Origin of the sequence: Salinicola halimionae, assembly GCF_003206065.1 — a bacterium.
GTDB lineage: Bacteria > Pseudomonadota > Gammaproteobacteria > Pseudomonadales > Halomonadaceae > Salinicola > Salinicola halimionae.
Map to the genome: position 1 here is coordinate 226,239 of NZ_PZJQ01000004.1, position 15,064 is coordinate 241,302.

Sequence of the window (15,064 nt, forward strand, 5' to 3'; positions counted from 1 at the left end):
TTTCGAGAGAAGCCTCAATGCGGTCAGATTGACACGAATCAGTGACGCTAACGCGTTGAGCCCGGGGATGAGCCAGGCGGCGTGGGAGTGGGCGAGAAGGATTAGAAAAAAGAAGAGCACTCCACGTTCAATGGAGTGCTCCTGAGGATGTCTAGAGATGATGCAGGGTTTGGTAATGCCTCACCGGCCACTCGGCACCGGCGCGACGCCGGGCCCGGTGGGCTCGCCGACCTTGTGCCATAGCCGGCCGTCGCGCTGAATCAACTCGTGGGCGCTGTCGGGGCCGTCGGTACCGGCGGCATAACCTTCGATCCCTGGCTCCTCGGCGCTGGATTCCTGGGACCAGGCTTTCAGGAAAGGCTGCACGGCACGCCAGCCGTTTTCGATGGTATCGGCGCGCTGGAACAGCATTTGATCGCCGGTCAGGCAGTCGTAGATCAATGTTTCGTAGCCGGTGACGGCAGGCAGGTCGAAGAAGTCCTTGTAAGCGAACCCCATCTTGACGGTGTCCATTTCTAGCTCGGGCCCGGGCCGCTTGGCCTGGAAATCGAACCACATTCCTTCGTTGGGCTGGATCTGGATGATCAGCCAGTTGGACGCCATCCGTTCCACATCGGTGTTGCGAAACTGGGCATAAGGTGCCGGTTTGAAGCAGATCGCGATCTCGGTATCCCGCGCGCTCATGCGTTTGCCGGTGCGCAGGTAGAACGGCACGCCGACCCAGCGCCAGTTGTCGACCATCACTTTCATGGCGACGAAAGTTTCGGTCTGGCTGTCGGCATCGACGCCGTGCTCCTCGAGATAGCCCGGTACCTGCCGATCATCCATTTGCCCGGCTTCGTACCTGCCACGGGCGGAATGATGAGCGGCTTCCTCGGTCGTCCAGGGGCGAATGGCACCCAACACCTTGGATTTTTCGCTGCGCAAGGCGTCGGCGGCAAAAGCGGCCGGCGGTTCGATGGCAACCATGGCGAGTAGCTGGAACAGGTGATTGGGGACCATGTCGCGCATGGCGCCAGCTTTGTCATAGAAAGCCGCACGCTCCTCGACGCCCACGGTTTCCGCTGCGGTGATCTGAATGTGATCGATGTAGTGGTTATTCCAGAATGGCTCGAACAGCACGTTGGCAAAGCGGGCAACGAGGATGTTCTGAACCGTCTCCTTGCCCAGGAAATGATCGATCCGATAGATCTGGTCTTCTTTCATGACCTCTAGCAGGTTCGCATTCAATGCCTGTGCCGATTCGAGGTCATGTCCGAAAGGTTTCTCGACGATGACCCGTCGATAATTCCCGCCCTGCTCGGTCAATAATCCGGCCTGGCCTAGTTGTTTGGCGATGTCACTAAAGAACCGGGAAGACGTTGCACAATAGAAGATCGCATTATCACTACCAGAAGAGACAATGGCTTCTTTGATCTCGTGATAAATGGCTTCATCGGTGAAGTCACCCTGCAGATAATGGAGCCGTTTCTCGAACTCGGCCCAGCGAGATTCGTCCAGCGTATTGCCACGACCTTCCGAGTGATTATCTGCGGCCTTGTCGGCGATGAACTGCTTGAGATGCGTGCGAAATCCGTCGTCGTCATGCTCGGCGAGATCGATTCCGACGATTTGCATTTCAAGGTCGATCAGTCGATCCCGGTCCAGGTTATAGAGTGAAGGGATCAATAGCCGCTTCACCAGATCTCCGCCGGCGCCAAAAATGAACATCGTGGTGTTGTCGGCAGCGGGTGTCCGCTCATGTTGCGCTTGCGTCGAATGGGGCACGGACTCTCACCTCGTCATGTGGGTTGCCAGGAGCAGGTCGTCTCGTCTGAACCCATCATGGAAGACAATCTGTCGGGGAGCCAGTGAATATGATTCGACGATTCCTGGTTCGACGATTCCCAGCAGCATCTTCTTTGCGCGTCCCGGCGGGCTGAGCCAGACTGCTCCGACTTGTCTTCCAGTTTTAACGGAGTCGCGTGATCATGAGTCGTATTTCCCGACAGCCTGCCGAGACGTCTGCCGGCAACGAGTCGTTGACGCTTCATTTTGGCCGTGACGAGCTCGTCATTCGTCAACGCTACGAAATATTGAGTATTGCCAACGATATCCTGATCGGTGTCTGGTTCGTCATCGGCAGTATCTTCTTTTTCTATGATTCCCTGGCCTATGCCGGGACTTGGCTGTTCGTGATCGGCAGCGTCGAGATGCTGATTCGACCGGTCATTCGCCTGGTTCGCCGGCTGCATCTGCAACGTATGAATGCCGATTCCCCGGCACCGAGTGCAGCCGAGCACGACTTTTGAAGCGCCCGATGGCGTAAAGCCGCTCCCGATATCGACGTTGCGCCGCCGCTGAATCGCCGACTAGGCTTGAGCGTGACAAAAATCGTGTAGCACAGGACGTGGAGGGATTGTGAGCAATACCGATCTGGGGGCTGATCTTGGAAACATGGACGCCGGAAAGCTCGAGCGATTATATCGGTCCGGTGAGGCATCTCCGCTCGAGGCAACACGGGCGGCGCTAGGCCGTATCGATCGTTTCAACGATGCCGTGAATGCTTATGTTCATGTGGATCACGAGGGCGCCGAAAAGGCTGCCAAAGCGTCGGCACGCCGCTGGGGTCAAGGCAAGCAGCTGAGCGCCATCGATGGTATTCCCGTGTCGATGAAGGACCTTGCCGAAGTGGCCGGCATGCCGGCGCGTGGCGGTTCGCTGACCTCGTCGGAGGCGTTGTGTGAAGAGGACTGCCCCCCGGCCCGGATGCTCCGGGAAGCAGGTGCCGTGATTCTGGGCAAGACCAATACGCCCGAGTTCGGCTGGAAGGCAGTGACCGACAACCGGGTGTTCGGGGCGACCTACAATCCCTGGGATACCCGGCTGACACCGGGAGGATCCTCCGGCGGCGCTGCTGCCGCTGCCGCGCTCAATATGGGCGTACTACACCAGGGTGGCGATTCCGGTGGCTCGATCCGCATTCCCGCCTCATTCACCGGCGTTTTCGGGTTCAAGCCGACCTATGGCTGGACGCCCCAATGGCCACCGGCTACCGAGCCGTCACTGTCTCATATCGGGCCACTGACACGTAGCGTCGACGATGCCGTACGCATGCTCAACGTGATCGGACGCTACGATTATCGCGACCCCTACGCCACTCGTGGCCAGCCTGCGGATTGGGGGGCCGATCTCGATCGTGATTTACGCGGGCTGCGTATCGCCTATTCGCCGACACTGGGCTATGCCGAGGTCGACGAGCAGGTCGCCACCCGCGTGCGCGAAGCCGCCCGTAACCTCGAGCAGTTGGGCGCCGAGGTCGAAGAGATTCATCCGGGCTTCGAGTCGCCGATCGATATTTTCCAGAAGCTCTGGTTCACCGCATCGCTGGATTTCTGGTCGAAGTGCAGCGAAAAGCAGCGTCAACAGCTCGACCCCGGGCTGGTTGCCAACGCGCGTAATGCGCAGCAATGGAGCGCACTCGATCTGTTTCAGGCTCTCGGCCGCAGGGCCAATTTCACCGAGTGCCTGGAGCGATTCAACCAGAAGTATCATCTGTTGATGACGCCGACTGTGCCGATCGGGCCGTTCGAGGCCGGCCATGAAGTGCCACCGGGCCGCGACATGCGCGACTGGGAAGAGTGGGCGCCGTTTTCCTATCCTTTCAATCTGAGTCAGCAGCCGGCGGCTTCCGTGCCCTGTGGCTTCACCGAGGCCGGTCTGCCAGTGGGGTTCCAATTGGCCGGTGGCAAGCATGACGACGTACGCGTTCTGCGCGCCTGTCATGCCTATATGAAAGCGCACCCGCCACGGTTCCCGCGGATGCCTGATCCGGCGGAGAGAGTCTAATGGCGATACCCTGGATCGATGTCTCGTGTCGAGAAGCCTGAATAAGCACATGCGCGACCAAAGATGAATGGGGTTTGTATGACAAAGTCGCTTGAATGGCGTAACCGACTCATTCAACGCGAACGGAAATCCGATGACTTCACGCATGGCTTTTGCCGGTCTGATGACCGGGATGCTGCTCTCGACTCACGTAGCCTCGGCCCAAGCCGCCACTTACGTTTATGTCTCCAATGCCGACGACGGCACGATCACCAGCTACACGCTCGACCGTGACCGGGGTACGCTCCAGCCGCTGGTGACGACGGCGGCTGGGGGGAATGTCATGCCCATGGCGTTGAGTCCCGATCAGCATCATCTGTACGCCGCGATACGCAGCGAGCCCTATCGTGTCGTGACGTATCGTCTCGATTCCGCGAGCGGCGTGCTCACCGAGCAGGGGAGCGGCACGTTGCCTGTCAGCATGGCGAATATCGATGTCGATCCCAGCGGGAGCTATTTGTTTGGCGCTTCCTACAGCGATGATGTCGTCAGCGTCAGTCCGATCGATGATGCTGGCATCGTTGGTGATGCTCGGCAAACGGTGGCAACGGGTCATCATGCTCACGCCATGCACGCGTCGCCCGATGGCCGCTTCGCCTATGTCACCAATCTGGGTGATGACCAGATCGCCCAGTTTCGTTTCGACGCCGAGAGTGGCGCCCTCGTACCCTTGACACCGAGCGCCGCTAAAACGCCGTCGCAAACCGGACCGAGACATTTTGTCTTTTCTCCCGACGGTCAATATGTCTACGTACTGGGTGAGTTTTCCGGGGATGTCACCACTTACGCCTATGATGATCAAAGCGGCAAGCTGACAGCGCTGGGCACGGCTTCGGGAGTCCCCGCGTCATTCAAGCTGATGCGCGGCATGGCTCAGGAAACCATCCCCGAGGGCGACAACACGCCGCGCGTGTGGGCAGCGGACATTCACGTGACGCCCGATGGTCGCTTCGTCTACACCAGCGAGCGCACCGGTAGCCGGATCAGTACCTTTCAGGCCGACCCACAGGACGGCAAGTTGACCTTCCTGCGCACGACCGATGTGGAAACGCAGCCGCGAGGGTTTCAGATCGACGATAGTGGCGCTTTCATCGTGGTCACGGGACAGCTCGACGATGAGGTGGGGCTCTACCGGATTGCACCGCAGACGGGTGAGCTGACCCGAGTGGACACCGCGCCAACCGGTAAAAACGCCAACTGGGTCGAGATCGTGACGTTTGACGACGTTTGAGCGATGACTTGCCACAGTCGTTCTCCGGTTCATTTGCCAATGGCTTTTGAGCCGGAGAGGAACGCTGATTTGCACGTGTCTCGTTGAATGAAGCTTCTCGTTTCGCTCAGATTCTCGTGCCTTGGGGGCTTATCATCGCATCATCTCCTGTTGTCTCTCCTCATTCGGAAACTGGCGCGTTCTCGTCGAATACGCGCAATTGAGCTTGCAGGGCGCGCTTGAAGGCTGGCCGTGTGGTGCATCGTTGTACATAGCTAGCGAGCGTGGGGCGCTCTGCGAGTAACGCGGTATGATCGAGGATGCGCAGGACCGTGGTCATCATCAGATCCGCGACGCTGAATTCGTCGACCAGATAGCTTCGGTCGCCCAGCGCACGCTCCAGATCATCCAGCCGACGGACGACGTTGCCCAGCACGAAACTGCGATGACGCGCCTTGACCGTCTCGTCCTCGACGAAGAAATCCAGCTCGGCCAATGTCATGATGGCGGGTTCGACGCTGCTGAGGCTGGCGAATAGCCAGCTCAGTGTCTGGTCGCGCTGTCGGGAAGCACGGGATAGCAACGGCTCGTACTGCTCTGCGATCTTGAGCACGATGGCGCCGGACTCGAACATGGCTTCGCCATCCACCTCCATCAGGGGAACTTGCCCGAAGGGCTGTCGACACAGGTAATTCGGGCTGCGTTTCTCGACGAAGTCGATAGCCTCTGTCTCGTAGGGCAGGCCGGCCTCTTCCAACGCCCAACGGACACGCAAGTCCCGAACCTTGCCGCGGGCGAAATCGGGCACCCAGCGAAACGCGCTGACTCGAATACGGCTCCCCAACATGATGTTCCCCTGGTGATGGCTCTACATCTATTGTCTGGATGTTCAGTAATAGGCCATGTCTCGAAGAACGGCCGCTACGACTTTGGCGATTCGAGCCGTGTTCCCTCGACGCTTCAGGCCTTCGACGCGTCAGACGAAATTCCGATCGCCGACTACGCTTGAACAGGACGCCGCGCAATCAGGCGCGGTGGTCCATCTGTTTGTCTTTTCATCGCCCAGTTCATCGGGCCAACACGGCCGGCGTCGCCGAAGGTAGCGCAGCGGTGCTTCGGCAGCGCCTTCCGGCCGTGACAGGAGTCGCAACATGAGTCATCAGAACGTCGCCGAAATCATCGTCGAAACGCTTTCCAATGCTGGCGCCAAGCGCTGCTATGGTGTGGTCGGCGATACCATCAATCACTTCACCGATGCCATTCGACGCAGCGAGCTCGAGTGGGTGCATGTGCGCCACGAGGAGGTCGGTGGTTTTGCTGCCGGTGGCGAAGCCTACATGACCCGGGAGCTTGCGCTGTGTGCCGGCACTTGTGGTCCGGGTACTCTGCATTTCGTCAACGGGCTGTTCGAAGCTCATCGCAGCGGCTCGCCGGTCGTGCTAATTGCCTCTCAGGTGGGCACCGCCGATACCGGAATCGGATTCCCGCAGGACGTCGATCCCAAGCCGATCTACGAACAGTGCAGCGTCTTCTGCGAACGGATCGTCAATCCCGATCAGGTGCGCCGGATGACGGCCCTGGCGGCCCAGGCGGCACTGGCCAAGAACGGCGTCGCGGTGCTGATCGTGCATGGCGATCTGTTCACTCAGAAGCCCAGCCAGGATCTGCCGTATCGCACCCATCGCTTCAACCCGGTCACGCGACCGAGCGCCGAGGAGCTGGTGCCGGCGATCAAGGCGCTCAACGCCGGCGGCAAGATCTCGATTTTCGCCGGGTCCGGCTGCGAGCACGCGCGTAACGAGGTGATGGTGCTGGCGGCCAAGCTCAACGCGCCGGTGGCGTGGACTTCACGTGCCAAGGATTTCATCGAACCGGACAACCCCTTCGAGGTCGGCATGACCGGGGTTTTCGGGCTGGCCGGCGGCTATCATGCTGTGGCCGAATGCGACACCTTGCTGCTGCTCGGCTGCAACTTCGCCTGGACACAGTTCTATCCCGAGAAAGCGACGATCATTCAGGTCGATATCGATCCGCAGCAGATCGGCAAGCGTCATCCGGTCGATATCGGACTGCTCGGCAGCGTGCGCGATACCTGTGCCGCGCTGGCCCAGATCGTCGACGAGCAGCCCGATACGAAATGGCTGGAGCGTTGCCGCAAGAGCTACCACAAGGCGCTGGAGCGCGACGCTCACGAGTCTGACGACGATGGCCTGATTCACCCGCAGGAACTGACGCTGGCGCTGGACGAAGCCGCCCACGACGATGCCTTCTTTACCGCCGATGGCGGCAGCCCCATGGTCTGGATGCTGCGTCATATCCGCGCCAACGGAAAGCGTCGCACGCTGTCGAGTCTTGTCCATGGCACCATGGCCAACGCCTATCCACAGGCGATAGGCATTCAGAAGGCTTTTCCCGAACGTCAGGTCATTGCGATGTGCGGCGACGGCGGCATGACCATGTTGATGGGCGACCTGCTGACCCTGAAGCAGGAGAAGATTCCGCTCAAAATCGTCGTCTTCAACAATAGCTCGCTGGGTTTCGTCGAGCTGGAACAGAAGGTGGATGGCCTGCTGGATAGCTACACCGATCTCGAGAACCCCGATTTCGGCCTGCTGGCGCAATCGATTGGCCTGTGGGGGCGGCGGGTCGAGCAGGAACACGAGCTCAAGCACGCCATCGCCGAGTGGTTGGCTCATCCCGGCCCGGCCATTCTCGATGTCAAGGTCAACCGCATGGAGCTGGTAATGCCACCCAAGATCGAACCGGGTCAGGTGACGTCCACCGCGCTCTATTCCGGCAAGGCCGTACTCAACGGGCGGATGAGTGACGTGGTCGATCTGGTGAAGAGCAATTTCTGGAAGTAGACGGTCCGGCGGCTTTTTCTGCCGAGCGTGCGGTGGCATCGATGGCGGCCGGAGGTTGTCGATCCATACCGGAGAGGCTGCACAATAAAGGGGGCGGCATTGTCACTTGCCGCCCCCTTTGCACTGGAATTTCTACCGGCAATCGCTAGCCGTTAAACCCCTTCCACCAGCATGACACGGTAGTCGGCGCCTTTAAGACGATGCTGCTTGGCCTCCTGATAGGCCGGGCTTTCATACCACGCCAGCGCGGCCTGCCGGTCGGGAAACTCCAGCACCACGGCGCCCTCGGCTTCGGGGCCTTCCAGTGTGGTGATATCGCCATAGGATACCAGCGGCTTGGGAGGATTCTCGCCCCTCGCCTTGCTGGCCTTGTCGGCGTAGATCGCCATCTCCGCGCTATCGAGAGTGGCGTCCTTGATGAAGATCACGTAAGTGCTCATTGAACTATCCTTTTCCGTTGAGTCGTTGCAGCAGGGCCTTCGCGGTTTCGGCGGAGGAGCCCGGGTTCTGGCCGGTAATCAGCAGGCCGTCGGTCAGAACGTAAGAGGACCAGTCAGCGCCTTTGCTGTAGTCGCCACCCTGTGACTTGAGCACGTCCTCGACCAGAAACGGCACCACGTCTGTCAAGCCGACCGCTTCTTCCTCGCTGTTGGAGAAGCCGGTGACCTTTTTGCCCTTCACGATCGACGCGCCGTCGGCGTCCTTCACGTGGCGCAGCACGCCCGGCGCATGACAAACGAGGGCTGCCGGGCGACCGGCCTGCAGAGTCTTTTCGATCAGCGCGATGGATGCCTTGTCTTCGGCCAGATCCCACAGCGGGCCGTGGCCGCCGGGATAGAAGACCGCATCGAAATCGTTGCTATCGATATCCCCCAGTACATGAGTGTTGGCCAGTGCTTTGATGGCCTCCGAGTCAGCGCGGAAACGTTTGACCTCTTCGGTATCCAATGTCGGGTCGTCGCTTTTGGGGTCAAGCGGTGGCTGACCACCTTTGGGAGAGGCCAGCGTGATCTCGACCCCCGCGTCCTGGAAGACGACGTAAGGCGCCGCCAGCTCCTCGAGCCAGAAGCCGGTTTTCTTGCCCGTGTCACCAAGCTGATCGTGTGATGTGAGTACCATTAATACTTTCATGGGATAAGAACCTTTCCGGCTGTGATGGAATACGTTGTGGCGATATGAATTGTGACGGAATGAGTTGTCGCGGAACTTGCTGTCTCCAAGTTCCGCTGCGCGGCATCAGCGCTCGCCGACCTGGATCACGAGCTTTCCGAAATTGTCGCCTCTCAGCAGACCGTTGAACGCCTCGGGGGCATTTTCCAGGCCTTCCTTGATCTCTTCGCGATAGTGAATGCGACCTTCCTCGACCCAGCGCGACATATCAGTGAAGAATTCGTCGAAACGATGACCGTAGTCATCGAAGATGATGAACCCGCGCACGGTGAGGCGCTTCTTGAGAATGGTCGTCATCAACAGAGGCAGGCGGTCGGGCCCCTCCGGCAGATCCGTCGCGTTGTACTGCGCGACCACGCCGCAGACCGGTATCCGAGCGCTGGTGTTCAGCAGCGGCAGGACGGCATCGAAGACCTTGCCGCCCACGTTTTCGTAATAGACATCGACGCCTGCATCGCAGGCGGCTTTTAGCTGGGCTTCGAAGTCGTCGGCTCGGTGGTCGATACAGGCATCGAAGCCAAGTGTCTCGACCACATAGCGGCACTTTTCTTCGCCCCCGGCAATACCGACGACCCGCATGCCTTTGATCTTTCCGATCTGTCCGACAGTCGCGCCGACAGGGCCGCTCGCGGCGGCGACCACCAGGGTCTCGCCCGCCTTGGGTTGGCCGATATCCGTCAGCCCCATGTAAGCGGTGAACCCCGGCATGCCCATGACGCCCAGGGTGTAGGACGGATTCTCGGGTTGCTGGCCCAGGTTGGTCAGTGCCGTGCCGTCCGACAGCGCATAGTCCTGCCAGCCGGTGAAGCCGAGTACCCAATCGCCCGGCTTGAAATCGTCATGGCGGGACTCGACGACACGGCTGACGGTGCCGCCGACCATGACCTGATCGATTTCCACGGGTGGGGCATAGGAGGGCGCGTCGCTCATTCGGCCACGCATGTAGGGGTCCAGCGAGAGATAGACCGTGCGCAGTAATACCGAGCCTTCGGTAACGGCGGGAATCTCGGTCTCTTCCAGGCGAAAATTATCCCGATTCGGCTCGCCGTGAGGGCGCGAGGCCAGTACCCACTGTCGGTTGGTTGCCTGATTCTGCGTCATGAGGCACTCCTTTTGCGTCGATGAAGTCGATCCGATTAGACCAGTCGTCTAGTCGCGATGAAAATAAAAGAGCCAAATCATCGGCCCTGGATTCACTCTCGATTCAGTGACGACCGAGCAAGCGTCGCGTTGTGTTCAATGCCGACTGCAACGGTCTATCATCCTGGGTCACCTTAGCCAACATGCTGGCCCCTAGCCACATCTGGTAAAGCGAGGCAGCCAGCTCTCTGGCATCGCCGTCGGCAGCCATTTCTCCGCTTTGCCGGGCGCGTGTCAGCTCGCGGGTCAGACGTTCGATGATTCGATCCGTGCCGCTTTCCAGGACCTGGCGCATCGAATCGGAAAGATCGCTGACCTCGGCACCCAGCTTGACCACCAGACAACGGCTTTGCAGGTCGTGCCCGCTCTGTGTTTCGACCCACCGCTGCCAGTAACGCATCAGCCGCGAGACAGCGGAACTCTCGTCGCTAGAGGCGAGCAACACATCGAGTTCAACCAGATAGCGGCTGAAGTAACGTTCCAGCAGTGCCACTCCAAACGCTTCCTTCGACTCGAAGTAATGGTAGAAAGAGCCCTTCGGTACCTGGGCCGCTTTGAGAATTTCATTCAGCCCGACCGCAGAAAACCCCCGGCTTCCCATGGTGGACTGAGCGATATCAAGGATCTGCGTCTTGACGTCGCGGTTGGCAGGTGAATTGTTCATGCTTCTACTTTAGTCGTGAATAGACTGGTCGTCTAGTACTCGTTGATCATAGGCCGCCGGACCGGGGCGGTTGAAGTCTCCACTAACAGGACGTGCCGTCTAATGCTTCTTTCAGCCAGTCGAGCAAAGTCCGGCAAGCATGGCGATCTATCGTCTCGCGGTGGGTGTAGACGGCGATAGCCTCGGGTTGAACGAGAAATTCCTCGACCGGCCTTACCAGTTCACCGGCGTCGATCAAGCGCTCGGTCGTACGCTGCCATCCCAATGCGATACCGTGTCCGGCCAGTGCGGCCTGCAACATCAGTGGATAGCTATCGAACACTTTTCCCGGTAACGGCGGCGACACTTTCCGGCCCATGGCCGCGAACCATGCGCTCCACTCCATCCAGTCCGGGGGCTCTGCGCGATGATGCAACAAGTCGGCGCCAGCCAGCGCGTCCACCGAAATTGGCGCGCTCCGCGCGGCCGAATGATCGGGACTGCAGACGGGATAGATTGTATCCGCGGCGGTAAACGCCAGCGTGTGATTGCCATGAGGTCTGCCATGCGTCTGCAAGGCGATGTCGAATGGATCGCGTTGTTCGGTCAATGGTCGGGTCGATGTCACCAGCTTCAGATCGATATCGGGGTGGCGCTGATTGAACCCCGCTAACCGAGGCATCAGCCAGTAGAACGCTTCGCAAAGCTGGCAGAAGAGAATGACCCGAGGCGCGCGCTCGCCGCCGCGGAGGTCATCGGCACGCTGTGCGATACGAGACATACCCCGAGAGACCGCATCTGCCAGTTCCCGCCCAGCAGGCGTCAGAAAGACGCCGCGGTTTCTACGCTCGAACAGGGTCGTTCCAAGATCCTGTTCCAGCAATCGTATCTGGCGGCTGATGGCAGCCTGAGTCAGGCCGAGTTCTTCGGCGGCGCGAGTGAAGCTTTCCCACCTGGCGGCGGCTTCGAAGGGAAGCAGGGTGGCGAGAGGTGGCAGCGAGCGGTTCAGCGGATACATAACCCTGGCTCATGAATGATGACGTAACCATCGTTAGTGGCGATTGCGGCCGGTGAGGCACGCTCTGTCGGTTGATACCGACAGGAGAGCCGCCATGAAAGCACCTTACGCGTTCGAAGATAACCCGCACCGAGGCGTTCAATTGATCGTCGGTGCGGTTTTCCTCCTCGCCCTGGCTGATGCAACGGTCAAATATCTCAGCGACAGCCTTTCTCTATGGCAATTGTTCATCCTCGCGCCGCTGATCTCATTGCCGATACTGATATGGGGGTGGCGACGTCAGGACGAGCGCCTTCCACGAGGCTTGGAGACCTTCGGTTGGATCGCGTTGCGTAGCCTGCTGCTGCTGGCAATGTGGATTGCGTTCTATGCCGCATTGCCCTGGATTCCGCTGAGCATCGCCGCCGTCGGAATCTACACGACGCCGCTGTTTATCGCGGTACTGGCCGCAGTGACAGGCGAGCCTTTGACAGGACGACGTTGGGCTGCGCTGTGGCTCGGCTTCGCTGGCGTGGTGATCGTACTGCGTCCCGGCGGAGCATTATTCTCGACAGCCATGTTGCTTCCGCTATTGGCGGCGCTCTGCTATGCCGGTGCGATGGTCCTGACGCGAACGCGCTGCCGCCATATCTCTCCGTGGCTGTTGGCCCTCGGGCTCAATGTCGCTTTCCTGCTGGCAGGCGTGGTCGGTCATGTCACTGTGACTGTGGTCGTGTCTGAGGCGTCATCCGGATTTCTCACCCGTGGCTGGCAGCGACTCGACGCGTATCCGTACCTGCTGATCGTGCTTTATGCGTTACTGATGGTGAGCGTCAATACCGCCGTTGCCCGGGCCTATCAGATTGCTCCAGCGGCGCTGGTGGGGATTTTCGACTACGCCTATCTGATATTCGCCACCGGCTGGGGGTTCTGGTTATTCGACGAGGTTCCCGATGGTCCAACGCTGGTGGGCATGGCGACTATCCTGATCGCGGGATGGCTGATGATCCGGCAGCAAAGCGTTATGATCGCTGGCAAGCGCAGGACCTCAAGCTAGGTTGATAACAAGCGCCGTTGATAAAGAATGAAAGAGCGATGATCTGAGTCGGTTCCAAGGGGAGGTCGGGATGCGTAATCATGGTTTTATCTGTGCTACCTGCGGTGTGCAATATCCACCGAGCGAGGCACCGCCGGAGCACTGCGAGATCTGCGAGGACGAGCGTCAATTCGTGCCCGTCGAGGGTCAGCGCTGGACGACGCCAACCCAACTGGCGACCCGTCACACCAACACCTTCCGCCACATGGCGCCGGGCCTGATGGCGATAGGCACCACGCCAAGCTTCGCCATCGGTCAGCGTGCCTTCCTGTTGCGAACGCCGGCCGGCAATGTGCTGTGGGACTGCCTGACGTTACTCGACGAGGCGACCATCGAGATCATCGAAGGACTCGGCGGGCTCGATGCCATTGTGCTGTCGCACCCGCATTTCTTTTCCACCATGGCGGATTGGGCGCAGGCGTTCGATTGTCCAGTTCACGTTCATGCGGCGGATCGTGACTGGGTCACGATGGCGGATTCGCGAATCGAGTTCTGGGAAGGAGAGTCACGCGAGATCTTGCCTGGCATCGATGTCCATCGTCTGGGCGGTCATTTTCCCGGTGCCAGCGTGCTGCACTGGCCCAAGCAAGAGGTTCTGCTGACTAGCGATACGCTGATGGTGACGCCGGATCGGATGGCATCGTTCATGTGGTCCTATCCCAACAATATTCCTCTCGACGCCAACACGGTCGAGAGTATCGCCAGTCGCCTCGAGCCGCTCGGTTTCGACAGCGCCTATTCCGCTTTCTGGGGACGCGAGATACTGATCGATGCCAAACACGTCATCGAGGAGTCGGCGCAGCGGCACTGTCGGGCTCTGCGCGGGTGACAGTTTTCACCGCTCCGATCTCTTCGATGCGGTCAACGATGGGGATCGATGCCCGATCGTGAATCCGGTTGGCGTTTGCCGGCGCCGCTGATGTCGATATCCACTCCTACCATCATGCCGGGGCCGATCAGGTCGGTGGGGCCGTCGTCGAAGCGGATGCGTACGGGAATTCGCTGCGTGATCTTGGTGAAGTTGCCGGAAGGATTGGGATCCGGTAACAGGGCGAATTGACTGGTCGCGGCGCGGCCGATGACGGCGACGTGACCGCTGAAGGTCTGGTCGGGAAAGGCATCGACCGTGATGGCGACGGATTGGCCAATTCGTAGGGCGCCGATGTCGGTTTCCTTGATGTTGGCCTCGACCCACAGCTTCGAGGGATCGTGCATCATCAGGATCGGCTGCCCGGCGCTGACGTATTCGCCCTGGTCGATGAGCGTCTTGTCGATTACGCCACCCATCGGGCTCTTGACCTGCAGGTCGGCGATGCGCAGTTTCTCCTCATCACGTTTGGCTTCGGCAGACGCAAGGTGGCTTTCGGCAATCTTTACCTGTTGCCGTAACACATCGGGGTTGGGAAGCGGCATCTGCGAACCGTTGATGAAGCCGATCTGGGCGTTGTCCGCCAACGCCTGATTGACCTGGACCTCCTGCTGCGCCTGGGCATGTTCGGCGAGAGCGGCCTGATAGGCGTAGTAATCCTGGTCACGGCGCTGCTCGGAGACCGAGCGTTTCTGGTAGAGCGTGTCGGAGCGCTTGTAATCCCGTTGGGCTTGAGTCAGTCGCGCCTGGGCTGCGTCTTCGGCGGCCTTGCTGGCCTCGAGTTGACGATGCGTCAGATGCATCCCTCCTTTCAGCTGTTTCCCGGCCATCGACAACCGCGCTCGCTCGTAATCCAGTTGGGCCTGCTGAGCGGCGACCTCGGCTTCCAGCGCGGTCAGTCTGCGCGCATCGGGTTTTCGATAAAGCGCCGCTACGGCATCGCCGCGGTGCAGTGCGTCACCTTCGGTCAGAGCGAATCTTGTCACCCAGCCTTCGAGACGACTACTGACGGTCACCTGATCGGTCATGACGCGAGCATCCTGGGCGCTGACATGCGACAGATGGTGGGCAATCGCCATGCCGATCCAGATCAGACACACCACCACGACGATGGCGAGTATCAGCAGTTTGCCGCTGCGTGGCAGACGGCGTTTAGCGGGTCTAGCTGAATCAGCGGTCATGATGCGAATGGGTCCTTCAAAGTCGGGT

The 15,064-nt window shown here is 59.8% G+C and carries 14 protein-coding genes; 6 read left to right on the forward strand and 8 right to left on the reverse strand.

Features of this window, described 5'->3' with window-relative positions; genetic code table 11:
* Positions 1 to 180: 180 nt before the first annotated feature.
* A complete protein-coding gene (zwf, locus tag DOM27_RS07000) occupies positions 181 to 1,767 on the reverse strand; it encodes a glucose-6-phosphate dehydrogenase (RefSeq protein WP_245392624.1) in 1,587 nt (528 codons plus the stop codon).
* A 203-nt stretch (positions 1,768 to 1,970) separates the two neighbouring features.
* Here zwf and DOM27_RS07005 point away from each other — a divergent pair, with 203 nt between their 5' ends.
* The 3 genes from DOM27_RS07005 (at position 1,971) to DOM27_RS07015 (ending at position 5,098) form a co-directional block, all read left to right on the forward strand.
* Complete coding sequence (locus DOM27_RS07005; protein ID WP_110655338.1) at positions 1,971 to 2,291, forward strand: YrhK family protein; 321 nt, start codon at positions 1,971 to 1,973, stop codon at positions 2,289 to 2,291.
* A gap of 109 nt (positions 2,292 to 2,400) precedes the next feature.
* Complete coding sequence (locus tag DOM27_RS07010) at positions 2,401 to 3,828, forward strand: amidase (protein ID WP_223162302.1); 1,428 nt, start codon at positions 2,401 to 2,403, stop codon at positions 3,826 to 3,828.
* Positions 3,829 to 3,961: 133 nt separating this feature from the next.
* On the forward strand, positions 3,962 to 5,098 hold the full coding sequence (locus DOM27_RS07015) for a lactonase family protein (protein WP_110655339.1): 1,137 nt from the start codon (positions 3,962 to 3,964) through the stop codon (positions 5,096 to 5,098).
* A 160-nt stretch (positions 5,099 to 5,258) separates the two neighbouring features.
* Here the strand turns inward: DOM27_RS07015 and DOM27_RS07020 are convergent, their stop codons facing one another.
* A complete protein-coding gene (locus DOM27_RS07020) occupies positions 5,259 to 5,924 on the reverse strand; it encodes a glutathione S-transferase family protein (RefSeq protein WP_110655340.1) in 666 nt (221 codons plus the stop codon).
* A gap of 304 nt (positions 5,925 to 6,228) precedes the next feature.
* On the opposite strand from DOM27_RS07020, the gene DOM27_RS07025 reads away from it, so the two are divergent.
* Positions 6,229 to 7,941 (forward strand): thiamine pyrophosphate-dependent enzyme, encoded by a 1,713-nt coding sequence (locus tag DOM27_RS07025; RefSeq protein ID WP_110655341.1) that lies wholly within the window; start codon positions 6,229 to 6,231, stop codon positions 7,939 to 7,941.
* Positions 7,942 to 8,093: 152 nt separating this feature from the next.
* On the opposite strand, the gene DOM27_RS07030 is transcribed toward DOM27_RS07025, so the two are convergent.
* The 5 genes from DOM27_RS07030 to DOM27_RS07050 form a co-directional block, all read right to left on the reverse strand.
* Positions 8,094 to 8,381: a DUF1330 domain-containing protein gene (locus DOM27_RS07030; RefSeq protein WP_110655342.1), complete on the reverse strand. Its 288-nt coding sequence runs from the start codon at positions 8,379 to 8,381 to the stop codon at positions 8,094 to 8,096.
* 4 nt (positions 8,382 to 8,385) lie between these two features.
* On the reverse strand, positions 8,386 to 9,072 hold the full coding sequence (locus DOM27_RS07035) for a type 1 glutamine amidotransferase domain-containing protein (protein ID WP_110655343.1): 687 nt from the start codon (positions 9,070 to 9,072) through the stop codon (positions 8,386 to 8,388).
* A 105-nt stretch (positions 9,073 to 9,177) separates the two neighbouring features.
* A complete protein-coding gene (locus DOM27_RS07040) occupies positions 9,178 to 10,212 on the reverse strand; it encodes an NADP-dependent oxidoreductase (protein WP_110655344.1) in 1,035 nt (344 codons plus the stop codon).
* A 103-nt stretch (positions 10,213 to 10,315) separates the two neighbouring features.
* Entirely contained in the window at positions 10,316 to 10,915 is a 600-nt protein-coding gene (locus DOM27_RS07045; RefSeq protein ID WP_110655345.1) for a TetR/AcrR family transcriptional regulator, read from the reverse strand.
* An 82-nt stretch (positions 10,916 to 10,997) separates the two neighbouring features.
* Complete coding sequence (locus DOM27_RS07050) at positions 10,998 to 11,912, reverse strand: LysR substrate-binding domain-containing protein (RefSeq protein WP_110655346.1); 915 nt, start codon at positions 11,910 to 11,912, stop codon at positions 10,998 to 11,000.
* Between the two features lie 94 nt (positions 11,913 to 12,006).
* Here DOM27_RS07050 and DOM27_RS07055 point away from each other — a divergent pair, with 94 nt between their 5' ends.
* Together DOM27_RS07055 and DOM27_RS07060 are read left to right on the forward strand one after the other, a co-directional pair.
* Positions 12,007 to 12,948 carry a DMT family transporter gene (locus DOM27_RS07055; protein ID WP_110655347.1) on the forward strand — a complete coding sequence of 314 codons (942 nt, stop codon included), beginning with the start codon at positions 12,007 to 12,009 and terminating at the stop codon, positions 12,946 to 12,948.
* 70 nt (positions 12,949 to 13,018) lie between these two features.
* Positions 13,019 to 13,816 carry an MBL fold metallo-hydrolase gene (locus tag DOM27_RS07060; protein ID WP_110655348.1) on the forward strand — a complete coding sequence of 266 codons (798 nt, stop codon included), beginning with the start codon at positions 13,019 to 13,021 and terminating at the stop codon, positions 13,814 to 13,816.
* A gap of 32 nt (positions 13,817 to 13,848) precedes the next feature.
* On the opposite strand, the gene DOM27_RS07065 is transcribed toward DOM27_RS07060, so the two are convergent.
* Positions 13,849 to 15,036, reverse strand: a complete 1,188-nt coding sequence (locus DOM27_RS07065) for an HlyD family secretion protein (RefSeq protein WP_110655349.1) — start codon at positions 15,034 to 15,036, stop codon at positions 13,849 to 13,851.
* Positions 15,037 to 15,064: the final 28 nt, after the last annotated feature.

Coding starts and splice junctions, on each gene's coding strand:
- DOM27_RS07005 (WP_110655338.1), top strand. CDS start 1,971: ATGAGTCGTATTTCCCGACAGCCTGCCGAGACGTCTGCCGGCAACGAG.
- DOM27_RS07015 (WP_110655339.1), top strand. CDS start 3,962: ATGACTTCACGCATGGCTTTTGCCGGTCTGATGACCGGGATGCTGCTC.
- DOM27_RS07020 (WP_110655340.1), bottom strand. CDS start 5,924: ATGTTGGGGAGCCGTATTCGAGTCAGCGCGTTTCGCTGGGTGCCCGAT.
- DOM27_RS07025 (WP_110655341.1), top strand. CDS start 6,229: ATGAGTCATCAGAACGTCGCCGAAATCATCGTCGAAACGCTTTCCAAT.
- DOM27_RS07030 (WP_110655342.1), bottom strand. CDS start 8,381: ATGAGCACTTACGTGATCTTCATCAAGGACGCCACTCTCGATAGCGCG.
- DOM27_RS07035 (WP_110655343.1), bottom strand. CDS start 9,072: ATGAAAGTATTAATGGTACTCACATCACACGATCAGCTTGGTGACACG.
- DOM27_RS07040 (WP_110655344.1), bottom strand. CDS start 10,212: ATGACGCAGAATCAGGCAACCAACCGACAGTGGGTACTGGCCTCGCGC.
- DOM27_RS07045 (WP_110655345.1), bottom strand. CDS start 10,915: ATGAACAATTCACCTGCCAACCGCGACGTCAAGACGCAGATCCTTGAT.
- DOM27_RS07050 (WP_110655346.1), bottom strand. CDS start 11,912: ATGTATCCGCTGAACCGCTCGCTGCCACCTCTCGCCACCCTGCTTCCC.
- DOM27_RS07055 (WP_110655347.1), top strand. CDS start 12,007: ATGAAAGCACCTTACGCGTTCGAAGATAACCCGCACCGAGGCGTTCAA.
- DOM27_RS07060 (WP_110655348.1), top strand. CDS start 13,019: ATGCGTAATCATGGTTTTATCTGTGCTACCTGCGGTGTGCAATATCCA.
- DOM27_RS07065 (WP_110655349.1), bottom strand. CDS start 15,036: ATGACCGCTGATTCAGCTAGACCCGCTAAACGCCGTCTGCCACGCAGC.